At 63.0% G+C, this 14,855-nt stretch carries 12 protein-coding genes; 2 read left to right on the forward strand and 10 right to left on the reverse strand.

What is annotated here, in order from left to right:
- Positions 1–125 precede the first annotated feature (125 nt).
- The 10 genes from VLA07_RS19225 to VLA07_RS19270 form a co-directional block, all read right to left on the reverse strand.
- Complete coding sequence (locus VLA07_RS19225; protein ID WP_333990553.1) at positions 126–2,237, reverse strand: ATP-binding protein; 2,112 nt, start codon at positions 2,235–2,237, stop codon at positions 126–128.
- Positions 2,238–2,370: 133 nt separating this feature from the next.
- Positions 2,371–3,060 (reverse strand): GntR family transcriptional regulator, encoded by a 690-nt coding sequence (locus VLA07_RS19230; protein ID WP_027613675.1) that lies wholly within the window; start codon positions 3,058–3,060, stop codon positions 2,371–2,373.
- Between the two features lie 293 nt (positions 3,061–3,353).
- Complete coding sequence (locus VLA07_RS19235; protein WP_027613674.1) at positions 3,354–4,013, reverse strand: DUF799 domain-containing protein; 660 nt, start codon at positions 4,011–4,013, stop codon at positions 3,354–3,356.
- Positions 4,010–4,378 carry a DUF4810 domain-containing protein gene (locus VLA07_RS19240; RefSeq protein ID WP_007969675.1) on the reverse strand — a complete coding sequence of 123 codons (369 nt, stop codon included), beginning with the start codon at positions 4,376–4,378 and terminating at the stop codon, positions 4,010–4,012. The genes VLA07_RS19235 and VLA07_RS19240 overlap by 4 nt, the downstream gene beginning before the upstream one ends.
- A 28-nt stretch (positions 4,379–4,406) precedes the next feature.
- On the reverse strand, positions 4,407–5,093 hold the full coding sequence (locus VLA07_RS19245; RefSeq protein WP_177439976.1) for a CsgG/HfaB family protein: 687 nt from the start codon (positions 5,091–5,093) through the stop codon (positions 4,407–4,409).
- Positions 5,094–5,364: 271 nt separating this feature from the next.
- Positions 5,365–8,463, reverse strand: coding sequence for an error-prone DNA polymerase (locus VLA07_RS19250; RefSeq protein ID WP_333990560.1), 3,099 nt, complete (start codon positions 8,461–8,463; stop codon positions 5,365–5,367).
- Entirely contained in the window at positions 8,439–9,854 is a 1,416-nt protein-coding gene (locus tag VLA07_RS19255) for a Y-family DNA polymerase (protein WP_333990562.1), read from the reverse strand. Before VLA07_RS19255 ends, VLA07_RS19250 begins: the two co-directional genes overlap by 25 nt.
- Before the next feature lie 7 nt (positions 9,855–9,861).
- Complete coding sequence (gene imuA / locus VLA07_RS19260) at positions 9,862–10,479, reverse strand: translesion DNA synthesis-associated protein ImuA (RefSeq protein WP_097087240.1); 618 nt, start codon at positions 10,477–10,479, stop codon at positions 9,862–9,864.
- Positions 10,479–11,096, reverse strand: a complete 618-nt coding sequence (gene lexA / locus VLA07_RS19265; RefSeq protein WP_134786550.1) for a transcriptional repressor LexA — start codon at positions 11,094–11,096, stop codon at positions 10,479–10,481. The genes imuA and lexA overlap by 1 nt, the downstream gene beginning before the upstream one ends.
- Before the next feature lie 38 nt (positions 11,097–11,134).
- Positions 11,135–12,052, reverse strand: a complete 918-nt coding sequence (locus VLA07_RS19270; RefSeq protein WP_333990566.1) for a LysR family transcriptional regulator — start codon at positions 12,050–12,052, stop codon at positions 11,135–11,137.
- Between the two features lie 103 nt (positions 12,053–12,155).
- Between VLA07_RS19270 and VLA07_RS19275 the strand changes: the two genes are divergently transcribed.
- Positions 12,156–13,898 (forward strand): amidohydrolase, encoded by a 1,743-nt coding sequence (locus VLA07_RS19275; RefSeq protein WP_333990568.1) that lies wholly within the window; start codon positions 12,156–12,158, stop codon positions 13,896–13,898.
- A gap of 153 nt (positions 13,899–14,051) precedes the next feature.
- Positions 14,052–14,789, forward strand: coding sequence for a TorF family putative porin (locus tag VLA07_RS19280; protein WP_333990569.1), 738 nt, complete (start codon positions 14,052–14,054; stop codon positions 14,787–14,789).
- The last annotated feature ends 66 nt before the right edge of the window (positions 14,790–14,855 follow it).

Below are 14,855 nucleotides of genomic sequence, written 5' to 3' on the forward strand. Positions count from 1 at the left end.
CTTGCTCCCGCTGGGCTGCGAAGCGGCCCCAAATCCAGACGAATCAACCCGGCAGGTAAACCGCGGTTCCCGGGTTTACGACTGCTGCGCAGCCGAGCGGGAGCAAGCTCCCTGGCCACAGGGAATCAGGCACTCAGCACCGAGCGAATCATCTGCAACAACGCCTCCGGGCCATACGGTTTGCCCAGCAAATGCGTGTCCGGGCTCAATTGGTGGTTGCGTGAAATGATGTCGCGGGTGTGGCCGGAGGTGAACAGCACCGCCACCGGGGGTGTCTGCACCTTGGCCCACGCCGCCAGATCAGAGCTTTTGATCAGCCCCGGCATCACCACGTCGGTGAAAATCAGATCCACGTCGATCCCTTCCAGCAGCATCTGCATTGCCACGTCGCCATTGCTCGCAGTCAGTACGCGGTAGCCTTCCTCGCGCAGCAATTCCACTGCCGAGGCGCGCACCGCGTCGTTGTCTTCAACCACCAGAATGGTCTCGTGGCCGCCGCCCTGTTGCAGGTCGACGCTCGGCGTCTCATCGAGGACCGGACGCAGGCTGCGCGGAAAGTACAGTTGCACCCGCGTGCCTTCGCCCACGGTGCTGTCGATCTCGACGTGGCCGCCACTCTGTTTGACGAAGCCGAACACCATACTCAGGCCAAGCCCGGTGCCCTGGCCGTCGGCCTTGGTGGTGAAGAATGGCTCGAACACCTGCTCGAGCATTTGTGGCGCAATGCCGACGCCGGTATCGCTGACCACCACCCGCACGAAATCGCCGGCGACGATGCCTTTGCCCACGCAAAAAGTGCTGTCCAGCCGAGTATTAATGGCACTGAGAACAATCGTGCCCTCGCCTTTCATCGCGTCCCGGGCGTTGATCGCCAGATTGAGAATGGCGTTTTCCAGTTGATTGCGGTCGACGTTGATGTGCCACGGGTCCTGCGGCAATTGCACGTCGATCTGAATGGTTTCGCCCAACGCACGCTGCAGCAATTCACCGACGCCGTCGAAGATCTGCCGCGGATCGCACACCGCCGGCGACAACGGTTGGCGCCGGGCAAAGGCGAGCAGTTGCGACGACAGCTTGGCGCCGCGCTCGACCGCTGCCAGCGAAGCGCTGACCCGGCGTTGCACGTTGGCATTGTCCGGCTCATGCCGCGCCAGCAAATGCAGGTTGCCGGCAATTACCTGCAGCAGGTTGTTGAAATCGTGGGCCACGCCGCCGGTCAGTCCGCCGATGGCTTCAAGCTTCTGCGACTGGCGCAATTGCTCTTCCGCCGCCAGCCGGGCATCCACTTCGTTAGCCACCCGCTGCTCCAGGTTGCGCGTGAATTTGAGTAGGGATTCTTCGGCAATCTTGCGTTCATGGATGTCGATCAACACCCCGGGAAAACGAAACGGCGCGCCCTGTTCGTCGAACTCGCAGGCGCCACTGGCGAGCACCCACAGGTAGCTGCCGTCCGCGCGCCGCACGCGGTATTCAGCGTTGTACGGCTCACCGGTCTGCAGCGAATGACTGACCCGATCATGCACCCACGCCAGGTCGTCCGGGTGGATCCGCGACTCATTGACAGATTGCGGCAGGTTGCTCAAGTCCTGATCCGGCGGATAGCAAAAGGTCCGGGCGAAACGCTCGTCGGCCGACAGCACATTGTTCTTCACGTCCCAGACGAACGAGCCGAGCAAGGCCCCCGCATTCAGCGCCAGACGCACCCGTTCGTTGTCGGCCCGATAAGCGTCTTCTGCCGCCTGACGCAGGCGCTCGGAGCGCACCAACTCGGTGGTCTCGACCACCATCGCCATCACTCCTGAAGGCACGCCGTCATCGTTGGCCACCGGGCTGTAATACAGATCCATCCAGACATCTTCGGGCACGCCATCGCGCAACAGCACCAGTTCCTTGTTGCGGTAGGACAAGGTGCCGCCCGCCAGACAGGTGTCGACCACATGCCGGTTGAACTCGGCAACTTCCGGCCAACCCAGTTCCACCGGTGCGCCCAGCAGATACGGGTGGCGGCCACCGGCAAACTGCGAGTAGGCGTCGTTGTAGATCATGTAGCCGGCGTGGCCCCAGAGCATGACCATCGGCAAGGGCGAGGCCAGCATCAATTGCACGGTGCTGCACAAGCTGGCAGGCCAAGTGTCGAGCGGGCCGAGTTCGGTGAGGCGCCAGTCGAACGCGCAAATGCGTTCGGCCATCTCGCCTTTCCAGCCGTCACAACCGTGGCTATCGGATAAAAACTGCATCGATTGACTCGGTGTCCTGTGGTGTTTGCCCGATACATCGCGACGGCAGAACGCCGCGACGCCCGTCTGTTTCGAGCCTCATCGGCCGTAATGGTTTCATTAGAGGTATAGCCGATTTCAGACCAGGCCCGGATCAGACCCCGATCAGGTGCTTGAGGGGATGGTAGCCAGTTTTCATCTTCGCCGCGACGTCGAGAATCGCCTTCTCGATGCCGTTCAAATGCGTGCAGGTCAGTTCGATGGCGGCGCTCTGGTCGCCCGCCTCGATGTATTCGATCAGGCGCAGATGTTCGTTGTCACGGCAGGCTTCATGGCTGTCGTCATCCAGTGCGGCAACGTACAGCGAGGCGCGGGAAATCAGCTTCTGGAACCAGTCGAGCAGCACCGGGTTGTTGAGGCTGCGCGCCAGTTTGAGGTGGAACTCGCCGAGCAGGTAAATCAGTTGCTCGTGGTCGCCCGCCGCGTGGGCGGCGTCTTCCAGTAGCAGGTGCTCGCGCAGGACCTGCATGGCGGCGGTGTCCTTGCGCCGACAGAGTTCGGTGACCATGCCGATTTCGATCAGCCGCCGGGTTTCGAACAGCGAGCGGATCTCTTCGTTGCTGGGTAGCGATACCGATGCACCTTTATTCGGCTCGGTGGTGACCAGCCCCTCGGCTTCCAGTTGCTTGAGCGCGGCGCGCACCGACGTACGGCTGACATTGAACAGTTCGGCCAGGGACGCTTCGCCCAGCTTCATCCCCGGACGCAGCGAACGCTTGCTGATCGCCTGGTAAACCCCTTGGTAGACGCGGTCGACCGTGGTTTCCAGTTTCTTCTCGGTCATTCGAACACTCCTTTAGCCTCGGGCAAACACGGTGTTGCAGCGTTATTCGCCGTTTGCGCAGATAAGTGTGGCGCAGGATATCGCCTTCGGCGTCGAGATGCAGGGGATACGGGGATTTTTTCGAGGGTGGGGAGGAGCGGTTTTGGCCGCTGCCAAATAACACTGATTAACACATTTCCCTGGTAGGAGTGAGCCTGCTCGCGATAGCGGTGTGTCAGTCACGTTGATGTTGTCTGACAAACCGCTATCGCGAGCAGGCTCACTCCTACAAAGGTTTTTGTGTCGTACCTAAATCAGTCAGTACCGTACTTCGGCGAACGCGGGCCGTACAACAGTCCTGCGTGCTGACCGGCCGACAACAGGCGATTGCTCGCCACGCCGGCAATCGGATACCCGGCATCGGTCGAACTGTTGATCACCTGCTTCACCGCGGCGGTGATCAGCATGCCGACCAGGCCGCCACCGCTGTTGTTGCCGCCCTCTTCGCTCGACGCCCGTGCCGAACCGGTCCACAGCGTGGTGCCGGATTTCAGGTCGACCAGCTTGGCGGTGGCGGTTACCGCGGTTTCGCTGCTGATCACCATGTAGCGCGTACCGTACTCGGTCACAGTGATGTACAGCGCAGCGTCGGCGCCGAAGATTTCCTTGAGCTTGTTGGCCGGTGCCTGATGGATGTCATCCGGGGTGGTCAGGCCGTTCTGGCGGAAGGTTTCATCCACCAGAGTGATCGGCAGCACGTAGTAACCGGCCTCGGCCAATGGGAACGTCACCTGCGACAGCAAACTGTAGGAAGCCTTGACGTCCGGCGAGGTGTTCAGCGGCGGCAGCACCAGAATGGTCTTCGGCCGTGCCTGCTTGTACGCCGAGTAATCCACGGTTTTCGGCGCGACGCAGCCACCGAGCACGGTCAGGGCCAATCCGGCGGCCAGCAGTTTCAGGGTGCGCGAGATCATTGGGCGTCTCCGGTCTTGGCGTTTTTAAGCAGAAAATCCATGTATGGGCCGGACTCGGGGAACAGCGCTTTCTCGGTGCGGAACTGCTGCACCATCTGATCGTCCTTGCCCATGCTCAGGTACAGCAGGCCCAGGTGCGCGTGGTAGCCCGGCGGCACCGCCTTGCCGGTGGAGCGGATCTTCTGCAGGTCGCGCTCCAGCACTTCGGCCTGGGCTTCTTTCGGCTCTTCGCCTTTGAAGTATTCGTAGACCTGCGGTTGGTAGTCTTCCCACTGGTACAGGGTTTTCGGGCTGCTGCAACCGGCCAGCAAAGCGCTCGCGGCCAGCGTCAGGGCCAGCAGCGACCGCGACAAAGTCAGATTCATGGGTGTTGCTCCTTGCAATGAATAACGATCAGTTGCCCGGTTTCCAGGCACCGGCGTTCATGCCATCGACCAGACGATTGATCGCCTCGCGCATGGCCAGATCGAGAACTTTGCCGTTGAGGGTGGAGTCATACGCGGCGGTGCCGCCAAAGCCGATGATTTCGCGGTTGGACAAGGCGTATTCGCCGGCGCCCTGAGTCGAATACACCACTTCGGAGGTGCTGATGTTGACGATGTTCAGGTTGACCTTGGCGTAGGCGACCTGGGTCTTGCCACGGCCGAGAATGCCGAACAGCTGGTGGTCACCGGTTTCCTTGCGGCCGAACTCGGTGACGTCACCGGTGACCACGTAGTCGGCGCCCTTGAGGCGCTGGGCCTGGCCCTTGATCGCCGCTTCCTGCTGGATCTCGCCCATGTTGTCGCGATCCAGTACCGAGAAACGGTTGGTCTGCTGCAAGTGAGTGATCAGGATGGTCTTGGCCTGGCCGCCGAGACGATCAACGCCATCGGAGAAGATCCCGCGCATGTAGCTGGAGCGGTTATCGAACTTGCCCACCGCCATCGGCACGCGAGCACCGGTCCAGACTTGCGTGGCGCTCTCGACCTTGGCCACCGGCAGTGCGCGGGAGCTTTCGGTGGCGCACCCGGCAAGGGAGCTGGCGAGGGTGCCGAGCACGGCAATCGCAACGCCTGAGACCAACATCCGGGAGATCATTCTCACTGTGCATTCCTTCTGAAAAAACGGTGTGTCCCGGCACGGCTACGCGGTGGGGAGCGGAAAAGGGGCGGCATTATGACAAAGTGCCACCATTGGTGACAGAGATTTTTGACGCCAATCAATTGGCTTGTTTGGACACACACAAATCCCCCCTGTGGGAGCGGGCTTGCTCGCGAAAGCGGCGTGTCAGCCACTTATTTGCTAACTGACACACCGTCTTCGCGAGCAAGCCCGCTCCCACAGGGGGGGATATGTGGTGTTCTGGGGTTTAGTGAAAGTCGCGGCTCTGCACGCGGATGCCATCGAGCAACGGAGTCAGATCGCTCAATCGCCCGGCGATCAAATGCCGCACTTCGCCCTCCCGCTCCCAGCGGCCATCGACCTTGAGCAATTGCGAGCCGACCAGCACCTGACGCTGACGCTCGGCCAGATCGCGCCAGACCACCACATTGACGTTGCCGAACTCGTCTTCGAGGGTGACGAAGGTCACGCCGCTGGCGGTGCCCGGCCGCTGACGCCCGGTGACCAGCCCGGCGATGCTCACCGGCCGGCCGTGCTCGACGTCCAGCAACTCCTGAGAGCTGCGGCAACGCCGCGCCTTCAGTTCGCCACGCAGCAGCGCCAGCGGATGCGGCCCCAGCGTGGTGCCGATAGTCGCGTAATCGGCCTGCAGATCTTCGCCGACACTCGGTTTGGGTAGCAGCACATCGGGTTCTTCCTGACTTGGCAAACCGGCAAACAGGCCCAGCTGTTTCTGCACCCCGGCCACTTCCCAGCGCGCGCGGTGCCGATGCCCGGCCATGCCACGCAACGCGCCGGAGTCTGCCAATAATGCCTGGGCGCGACTGTCGAGCGCGGCCCGCTCGCCCAGATCGGCGACATCGGCAAACGCCCCGCGCGCCCGCGCCGCCTCGATGCGCCGGGCGTCGTCCTCGCGAAAGCCCTTGATCATCCGCAGGCCCATGCGAATCGCCGGTTGCGCGCCGCTGATCGGTTCCAGACTGCAATCCCAGTCGCTGGCGCGCACGTCCACCGGACGGATCTGCAACTGATGCCGGCGCGCGTCCTGCAGAATCTGATCCGGGCTGTAGAAACCCATCGGCCAGCTGTTGATCAACGCGCAGGCGAACGCCGCCGGTTCGTGGCACTTGAGCCAGCAACTGGCGTAGGTCAACAAGGCGAAACTGGCAGCGTGAGATTCGGGAAAGCCATAGCTGCCGAAGCCCTTGATCTGCTCGAAGATCTGCGCGGCGAATTCCTCGGTGTAGCCGTTTTTCTTCATGCCGGCGGCCAGTCGCGCCTTGTGCGGCTCCAAGCCTCCATGGCGTTTCCACGCGGCCATCGAGCGACGCAACTGATCGGCCTCGCCGGGGCTGTAGTCGGCCGCAACGATAGCGATCTGCATCACCTGTTCCTGAAACAGCGGCACGCCGAGGGTGCGTTTGAGCACCACTTCCAGTTCCGGCGAGGGATAGGTTGTCGGCTCTTCCTTGTTGCGTCGGCGCAGGTACGGATGAACCATCCCGCCCTGAATCGGCCCAGGGCGGACGATCGCCACCTCGATCACCAGATCGTAGAACTTCGCCGGTTTCAGGCGCGGCAACATCGACATCTGCGCCCGCGATTCGATCTGAAATACACCGATGGTGTCGGCGCGGCTGATCATCTCGTAGGTCGCTTTGTCTTTGTCTGGAATCGTCGCCAGGCTCAGATCCAGATGCCGGTGACGACGCAACAAGTCGAAGCAACGACGGATGGCACTGAGCATGCCGAGGGCGAGGATGTCGACCTTGAGCAGCCCGACCGCGTCGAGATCGTCCTTGTCCCATTGAATGATCGTGCGCTCGGCCATGGCGGCATTTTCCACCGGCACCAGCGTGTCCAACGGCTGTTCGGAAATCACGAAGCCGCCGGGGTGCTGCGACAAGTGTCGGGGGAAGCCGATCAGTTGCCCGGTCAGGCTCAGCACCCGACGCAGCACCGGGCTGTCGGGGTCGAAGCCGCCTTCGAGCAAGCGCGCCAGCGGCGGTGTTTCGTCGCTCCAGTGGCCGCAGCAATCGGCCAGTGCATTGATCTGATCCGGCGGTAGCCCAAGGGCCTTGGCTACGTCGCGCACCGCACCGGCAGCGTGGTAAGTGCTGACCACCGCCGTCAACGCCGCCCGCCGCCGGCCATAACGGCGAAACACGTATTGCAGGACTTCTTCGCGGCGTTCGTGCTCGAAGTCGACGTCGATGTCCGGCGGCTCGTTGCGCTCTTTCGACATGAAACGCTCGAACAGCAGCGTGGTGCGATCCGGGTCGATCTCGGTGATACCCAAGGCAAAACACACCGCCGAATTGGCCGCCGAACCGCGGCCCTGACAAAGAATCTGCTGATCGCGGGCAAAGCGCACCACGTCGTGCACGGTGAGGAAGTAGCTTTCGTAGCCGAGCTCGGCGATCAGTTTCAGCTCATCGTCGATTTGCTTGAGCACTTTGGCCTGCGGCCCTTTTGGCCAGCGCCAGGCAATGCCTTCTTCGGTCAGTTGGCGCAACCAGGAACTGCCGGTGTGCCCCTGCGGCACCAGCTCCTTCGGATACTGATAGCGCAACTCGCTCAGCTCGAAAGTGCAGCGCCGCGCCAGTTGCACCGAGGCGTCGAGCAACGCCGGCGGATAAAGCTCACGCAACACCTCGAGGCTGCGTAGATGGCGCTCGCCGTTGGGGTGCAGGCGCAATCCGGCCTCGGCCACCGGGACATGATGGCGGATCGCGGTCATGGTGTCCTGCAAGGCGCGCCGCCCACGGGCGTGCATGTGCACGTCGCCGCTGGCCACGGCGGCGATCTGCAGTTGCTCGGCCAGACTCAGCAGTGCCGCCAGCCGCCGCTGATCGTCCTGCCCGCGATGTAGCTGCACCGCCAGATACAGACGCTCGCCGAAGGTCTGTTTCAGCCAACGGCCCTCCTCCACGTCATCGATGCTGTCCGGCACCCACACGGTGAACAACCCCGGCAGCGGCTCGCTGAAATCCTCGCGCAGCACCTGGTACTGGCCCTTCTGCGTACGCCGCCGGGCCTGAGTGATCAAGCCGCACAAGGCCTGATAGCCCGCAAGATTCTCCACCAGTAGTAGCAGTTTCGGGCCGTTGTCGATGCGTATTTCGCTGCCGATGATCAGCGGCAGCTCTACCGATTTCGCCGCTTGCCAGGCCCGGACGATCCCAGCCAGGGTGCACTCGTCGGTGATCGCCAGCGCCTGATAACCGTGTTTTTTCGCCCGCTGAAACAGCTCAAGGGCACTGGAGGCACCGCGCTGGAAACTGAAGTTCGACAGGCAGTGCAGCTCGGCATAGCCGTGGTTCATGCAAACCAGCCTTGCAGCCACAACGGCCCGCCCTCGCCCACGGCTCGATAGGCCCAGCCCTGCTGACCGGCGCGGTTCTGGATCAGGTAGTAATCGCGGCGCACATCGTCTCCGTCCCACCAGCCGGATTCGATGCGCTCCGGGCCCATGAGAATCCGCGCCGAACCTTCGGCCACGCTCTGCGGTTCGCCGAGCAGCCAACCCGGACGCTGCACGCTCGGCAAACCGCTGCAACGCTGCTTGTCGACGCCGTTCTGCCACGCACATTCCGGTCGGTGGTCGGCCTGAAAGCGCAGGCCCTGCACCGCGTCATCGCCGAGCCGTGCACGCAGACGTTCGCGCAATTGCTCCCAAGGCAAGGTCTGTTGCGGACGGTCATCGAACAGTTCCTGAAACTGCGGGACGAAACTCGGCAGGTCTTCGGCACGCAGGCGAAAGCCGCGCACCGGGGCCTCGACCTGGACTTGCTCCAGTCGCCCGCGGGCCAGTTCGAAGAGCATCGCCGGATCGCGCTCGGCGCTGAGCAGGCCGACCTTGATCAGCGTGTCCGGCAGCCCGGCGTGCTCCAGATGCAGGTCGAAACGCTGCACGCCGCTGTCACGTCCGCAGAGGAATGCCGACAGGTCAGCGGTCAAGCGGCGTAACGGAAACAGCAGCGCCTGATGGGATTGCACGTCGAAATTCAGTTCGATGCGCACATCGAAACGATCCGGCGGCAGATAGAACGCCAAGGCCAGCGGACGCGCGCCAAACAACGTGTCGAGATGCTTGAGCATCGACGCCTCGAAGCGCCGGGCCAGGGCCTGACGCGGCAGGCTCTGCAGCTGGTTCAGGTTGCGCAGACCCATGCGCGTCAGCGCGGTGGCGACCTGCGGCTCCAGCCCGACACGGTCGACGGGCAACTTTCCGAGGTGATGCTGCAGGGCCTCACCGTCAGGTACCACCAGACCGTCGTAGGCGTTGGCCAGCACCCGCGCCGCCACCGGATTCGGTGCGGCGACGATGCGATGGCGGAAACCCAGCTCGGTCAGCTCCTTGCGCAGCCGCGCTTCGAACTGCGCCCAGGAGCCGAACAGGCCCAGGCTCGACTCGATCTCGAACACCACGGTACGCGGATAATGCACGCTGACCTGCGCGCTGAAACGATAGGCCCACGCGGCGAGAAACTGCTGCCAGTGCTCGACCTCGGTGAGGTCGTAATCGGCGGTGGCAAAGCCTTTGCTTAGGGCCTGCGCGGCGGTCATCGACTGGCCGGCGCGCAAGCCGAGCTGGCGCGCCGCTGCATTCACCGCTTGCAGCACCCGGCGCTGGGCCGGGCCACTGAGCAGCACCAACGGCTCATCGGGATCGGCACGCTGACGCAGCACGGCGTCGAGGGCCAATTGCGGGAACAGAATACACACCCAGCGCATGACGACCTCAGTGCCCGACAGCAAAGGCAATCGGCGCGGTGCGCGCCAGTCCGCCACGGCACTTGAGCACGCGCAACTGGGCCGGTCTGGCGTCGATGGCAATACGCAACGCGGCCGGCGACGGGTTGATCGCCTCGCTCAGCGGGCGCCAGGCAAACGCCAGGGTCTGGCCGGTTTCCGCCGCCACCTGCAAACGCCGCAACGCACGGTCATCGGCCTTGTGCGGCCAGCACAGCACCGCGCCGCAACTACCCGAACGCAGGCATTGCTCCGCCGCCCACAAGGCATCGCGTTCGCTGGCCTGAATCACCGACAACTGGCGCAGATCGACCCCGGCGTTCGCCCACGCCTGCGGGTACGGCACGAACGGTGGCGCCACCAGCACGATGCGCTCGCCCGCCGCCGACATCCGCGCCAGCGTCGGCCACACCAGTTGCAACTCGCCAACCCCGGGGCCGGCCAGGAGGATTTCGCTCAGCGCCGCTTCCGGCCAGCCACCGCTGGGCAGTGCCGCATCCAGCGCGGCATGCCCGGTGGGTTGCGGGCTGGCCGCCGGTGGCGCAGGCCGGCCCTTCCAGACCTGGCCGCCATTGAACAGCGTATCGAGTGCAACGACGGCGCCCATCAGCCTTGCCTCACCAGACCGCAGAACACCCCTTCGATGGCCAGGTCCTGATCATCGCGCACGACAATCGGCTGGTACGCCGGGTTACGCGGCAGCAGGCGCACCGTAGCGCCGACACGCTCGAAGCGTTTGATTGTCACCTCACCATCGAGGCGCGCCACCACGATCTGGCCGTTGAGCGCCTCGGGATTGCGCTTCACTCCCACCAGATCACCGTCGAGAATGCCGTCCTCGATCATCGAGTCGCCCTGCACCCGCAACATGTAGTCGGGCGCACGGGAGAACAGCGCGGGATCAAGCATCAAGCGGTTATGGATGTCGGCATCGGCGCCGATCGGTGCACCGGCAGCCACCCGGCCGAGCACCGGAATGTCCAGCAGCTCCGGCCGCGCGGGTTGCCCGAGCAGGCGAATGCCCCGGGCCTGGTGCGGATTGACCTCGATAAACCCGGCTTCGGTGAGCGCCAGCACATGCTTGCGCGCCACGCTGCGCGAGGCAAAACCAAAAGCCTCGCTGATTTCAGCGAGGCTTGGGGGCTGACCGTGTTCGGCGATGCGTTCGCGGATAAAGGTCAGGATGGCGGTACGGCGGGGAGTCAGATTGGTCATGGAGTACATTTGTACTCTTCCGCCTTTTTGCTGGCAATGACCGCCAGTCAGTTCAATCCGCGCTCGGCCAGAAATGCCGAGATGTAATCGATGAACGCCACCACTTTAGCCGTGGCCCGTCGATGGCTGGGGTACACCGCGAGAATGTGCGGGCCGAAGGTGTCAGGGTCGATTTCATAGTCAGCCATGACCCGCACCAGACGCCCGTCGGCAATGTACGGCGCGGCGCTCCACAGCGGCGTGTGCAGCAAACCGCGTCCGGCCAATGCGCTGGCCAGTAGCAGATCATAGTTGTCGCTGCGCAAGCGCGGCGCCGTCGGCTGTGGCAGGCTCAGCCGCTGGCCGTCGCGCTCGGCCCACCAGAACTCGCGACTGAGCAACGGGTGCTGATACAACAGCCAATCATGCTGTTCGAGGGTTTGCGGATCCACCGGCAAACCCTTGCGCGCCAGATAGTCCGGGCTTCCGCACAACGCCAGGCGATTGCTGCCGACCACCCGGGCGATCAGCCCCGGCAGGTCGTCATGGCCCTCGCGCAAGGCCAGGTCATAGCCGCTTTCCAGCAGATTGACGAACGCGTCGCACAGATCCACTTGCAGGCTGATCTGCGGGTATTGCTGCAAAAAGCCGTCACACACCTGATCGAGAAACGCTCGCCCGTACGCCAGCGGTGCGGTGATTTTCAGGCTGCCGCGCAGACCGTGCTGCAACTGCTCGATTTCCTCGCTGGCCTCCTCCAGTCGCTGCAACACCAGCCGCGCGGTTTCCAGATAAACCCGGCCGATTTCGGTGAGCAGAATCCGCCGCGTGCTGCGTTCGAACAGCCGCGCGCCAAGTTCCGACTCCAGATGATTGACCGCTTTGGTCAGGGCCGAAGGTGTCTTGCCCAGTTGCTCGGCCGCGCGGCTGAAACTGCCAAGTTGCGCGGTAACCACGAACATTTTCAGTGCACCCAACTTGTCCATGCTTTTTCCATTCAGGCAAAAACGTTTTTCGTGAGGGAGGCGTTCTGTCGGCCAGTGTCAGCCACTAATCTGGCCATCAGACGCAATAACAAGGAAATCTTCAATGAAAAGATTCATCCCGAGTCTGCTGGTGAGCGCTGTAAGTTTTGCCTCGATGGAAGCCATGGCCGCCACCGATCTGGTACTGGTCAACGGCAAGATTTTCACCGCCGACCGCTCGCAACCAAAGGTGCAGGCGCTGGCCGTGGAAAACGGCAAGGTGCTGAAAGTCGGCACTGACGCGCAGATCAAGAGTTTGATCGAGTCCGGCACGCAGGTGATCGATCTCGGCGGTAAGACGCTGATGCCAGGCTTGATCGACAGCCATTCCCACGCGATTTTCGGTGGCTTGGAAATGGTCTCGGCCAACATGGAAGACGAAGTCGTCGCCCTCGCCGAACTGGAAAAACGCCTGCGCGCCTGGCGTGACGACGGCAAGGCCAGGCATGGCGATGTGCTGAGCATTGCCGGCATGAGCTCAGCGTACTGGGCGCAGGCCGAAGCGCTGGGCAAGACCTTCAACCACGGCGAGTGGGCTGACGTGCCGGTGGTGTTCACCGGCAGCGATCACCACACCGCGTGGGCCAACAACGTGATGCTCAAGCGCGCCGGCATCGACGCGGCGTTGCTCAAGACCCTGCCCGCTGCGGAAAAAGACACCATCGGCAAACTGGCCAACGGCGAGCCCAACGGCTTTCTGGTCGATGCCGGCTGGGACCGGGTTGCCGCGAAAATGCCGGTGCCGAGCCCGGCCGATATGCTCACCGCGGCCAAATCCGCGGTGCGCTTCAACAACAGCCTCGGCATCACCGCGTGGATGGACCCCGCCGCCAACGCCGCACCGGGCGAACCGGTCTTCGTCCTCAAACCCACCGAGAAAACCGTCGGCGTGCTGCCAGCCTACAAAGCGCTGTCGGAAAGCGGCGGCATGAGCGTGCACGTTGCAGCGCTGCTGGTGGCCAACCCGAAAAGCCTGCCCGCCGACCTCGACACGCTGGATAAGGTGCGCCAGCAGTTTCAGGGCATCCCCAACCTGACCCTGCCCGGGGTCAAGATCTTCGCCGACGGCGTGATCGAGTACCCGGCGCAGAGCGCGGCGATGATCGACCCGTACAGCAACTCGCACAAACAGGGCGAACTGCTGATCGATCCAAAACATTTCGGCGAGCTGGTCAGCGCCATCGACCAGCGCGGCTGGCTGGTGCACATCCACGCCATCGGCGACCGTGCGGTGCGTGAATCACTCAATGGCATCGAACGTGCGCGCAAGGATCGGCAGAGCGGCATCACTCACTCGATCACGCACCTGCAGATGGTCAATCCGAAAGAGTTCGCCCGCTTCAAGCCGCTGAACGTGATCGCCTCGATGCAATTGCTGTGGGCCAGTGCCGATGACTACACCACCGACATGATCAAGCCCTACGTCAGCGCCCTCGCCTTCCGTTATCAATACCCGGCGCACTCGCTGCTGAAACAGGGCGCGACGATTGCCGGTGCCAGCGACTGGCCGGTGTCGTCGCCCAACCCGTTCAACGCCATGGCCCAGGCCATCACCCGCGTCGGCCCGCTGGGGGTGCTGAATGCCGACGAGCGTCTGGACCGCGAAAGCATGTTTTACGCCTATACCGCCAACGCAGCGCGCACGATTGGCCTCGACCAGCAGATCGGTTCGCTGACGCCGGGCAAGCAGGCCGATTTCATCGTCGTCGATCGCGACGTGTTCAGCGTCGACGAAAAAGCCCTGCATGAGACCCAGGTGCTGCAAACCTGGTTCGCTGGCCGCCAGGTCTACACCGCCAGCCAATAACAACACTGCCTTTCCCTTGTAGGAGTGAGCCTGCTCGCGATGACGGTGTGTCAGCCGGCTTCATTGTTGAATGACATACCGTCATCGCGAGCAGGCTCACTCCTACAGGTTTCGCGTCCAGCCCCTAAAACAATCACAACATCGGGACTTCACATGAAAGCCTTGCCCCTGTTCGCCCTCGGTTTTTCCAGTTTGCTGCCCCTCAGCAGCTACGCGATCCCCCTGAACGACGATTTCGCCTTGCTGGTCGACCTGACCCTGGCCAGCGACTACCGCACCCGCGGCATCTCGCAAACCCAAAATGACCCGGCCGTGCAGGCCGGTCTGACCCTGGCCCACAGCAGCGGCCTGTACGTGGGTGCCTGGAGCTCCAACGTCGATTTCGGCGGTGGCCTGAAAACCCGGCAGGAAGTCGATTACTACGCCGGCTGGCTGTGGCAGGCCACCGAGGATGTCAGCCTCGATCTGGGTTACCTCAAGTACGCCTACCCCAAGGAAAGCCAGTTCAACCAGAGCGAGGTCTACGGGATTCTCGGTATCTACGGGGTGAAGCTGGCGGCGTATTACTCCAGCGATGCGCCGGGGATCGACAGCAAGCAGAGCTCGCTCTACACCTATGTCGGTTATGAAACCGGGCTGCCGTTCGATTCCGGGTTGAAACTGCGTTACGGCAACATGGACTTCAAGGACCCGCACCTGTACTCGGCGTCCGGGCATGGCGAGGACAGTTATCGGGAGTGGGAGGTCAAGCTGACGCACAACCTGGCCGGGGTGGTGTTGGGCCTGAGCTATATCGATACCGATCTGTCGCAGAGCCAGTGCCTGAGCAACTGGGGATTCAAGGATGTGTGCACCGCAACGGTGGTCGCCAGCCTGAGCAAATCCTTCTGACCCACCAAAGTCCCCATTGTAGGAGTGGGGAGGGGGGGGGGGGGAGGGGGGGGGGTTGACAAGAGG

The organism is Pseudomonas sp. S3(2024) (assembly GCF_036861315.1).
GTDB classification, from domain to species: domain Bacteria; phylum Pseudomonadota; class Gammaproteobacteria; order Pseudomonadales; family Pseudomonadaceae; genus Aquipseudomonas; species Aquipseudomonas putida_A.

Excerpts from the sequence above, each read along its gene's own strand:
- VLA07_RS19225 (WP_333990553.1), bottom strand. The coding sequence starts at position 2,237 with ATGCAGTTTTTATCCGATAGCCACGGTTGTGACGGCTGGAAAGGCGAG.
- VLA07_RS19230 (WP_027613675.1), bottom strand. The coding sequence starts at position 3,060 with ATGACCGAGAAGAAACTGGAAACCACGGTCGACCGCGTCTACCAAGGG.
- VLA07_RS19235 (WP_027613674.1), bottom strand. The coding sequence starts at position 4,013 with ATGATCTCGCGCACCCTGAAACTGCTGGCCGCCGGATTGGCCCTGACC.
- VLA07_RS19240 (WP_007969675.1), bottom strand. The coding sequence starts at position 4,378 with ATGAATCTGACTTTGTCGCGGTCGCTGCTGGCCCTGACGCTGGCCGCG.
- VLA07_RS19245 (WP_177439976.1), bottom strand. The coding sequence starts at position 5,093 with ATGATCTCCCGGATGTTGGTCTCAGGCGTTGCGATTGCCGTGCTCGGC.
- VLA07_RS19255 (WP_333990562.1), bottom strand. The coding sequence starts at position 9,854 with ATGCGCTGGGTGTGTATTCTGTTCCCGCAATTGGCCCTCGACGCCGTG.
- imuA (WP_097087240.1), bottom strand. The coding sequence starts at position 10,479 with ATGGGCGCCGTCGTTGCACTCGATACGCTGTTCAATGGCGGCCAGGTC.
- lexA (WP_134786550.1), bottom strand. The coding sequence starts at position 11,096 with ATGTACTCCATGACCAATCTGACTCCCCGCCGTACCGCCATCCTGACC.
- VLA07_RS19270 (WP_333990566.1), bottom strand. The coding sequence starts at position 12,052 with ATGGACAAGTTGGGTGCACTGAAAATGTTCGTGGTTACCGCGCAACTT.
- VLA07_RS19275 (WP_333990568.1), top strand. The coding sequence starts at position 12,156 with ATGAAAAGATTCATCCCGAGTCTGCTGGTGAGCGCTGTAAGTTTTGCC.
- VLA07_RS19280 (WP_333990569.1), top strand. The coding sequence starts at position 14,052 with ATGAAAGCCTTGCCCCTGTTCGCCCTCGGTTTTTCCAGTTTGCTGCCC.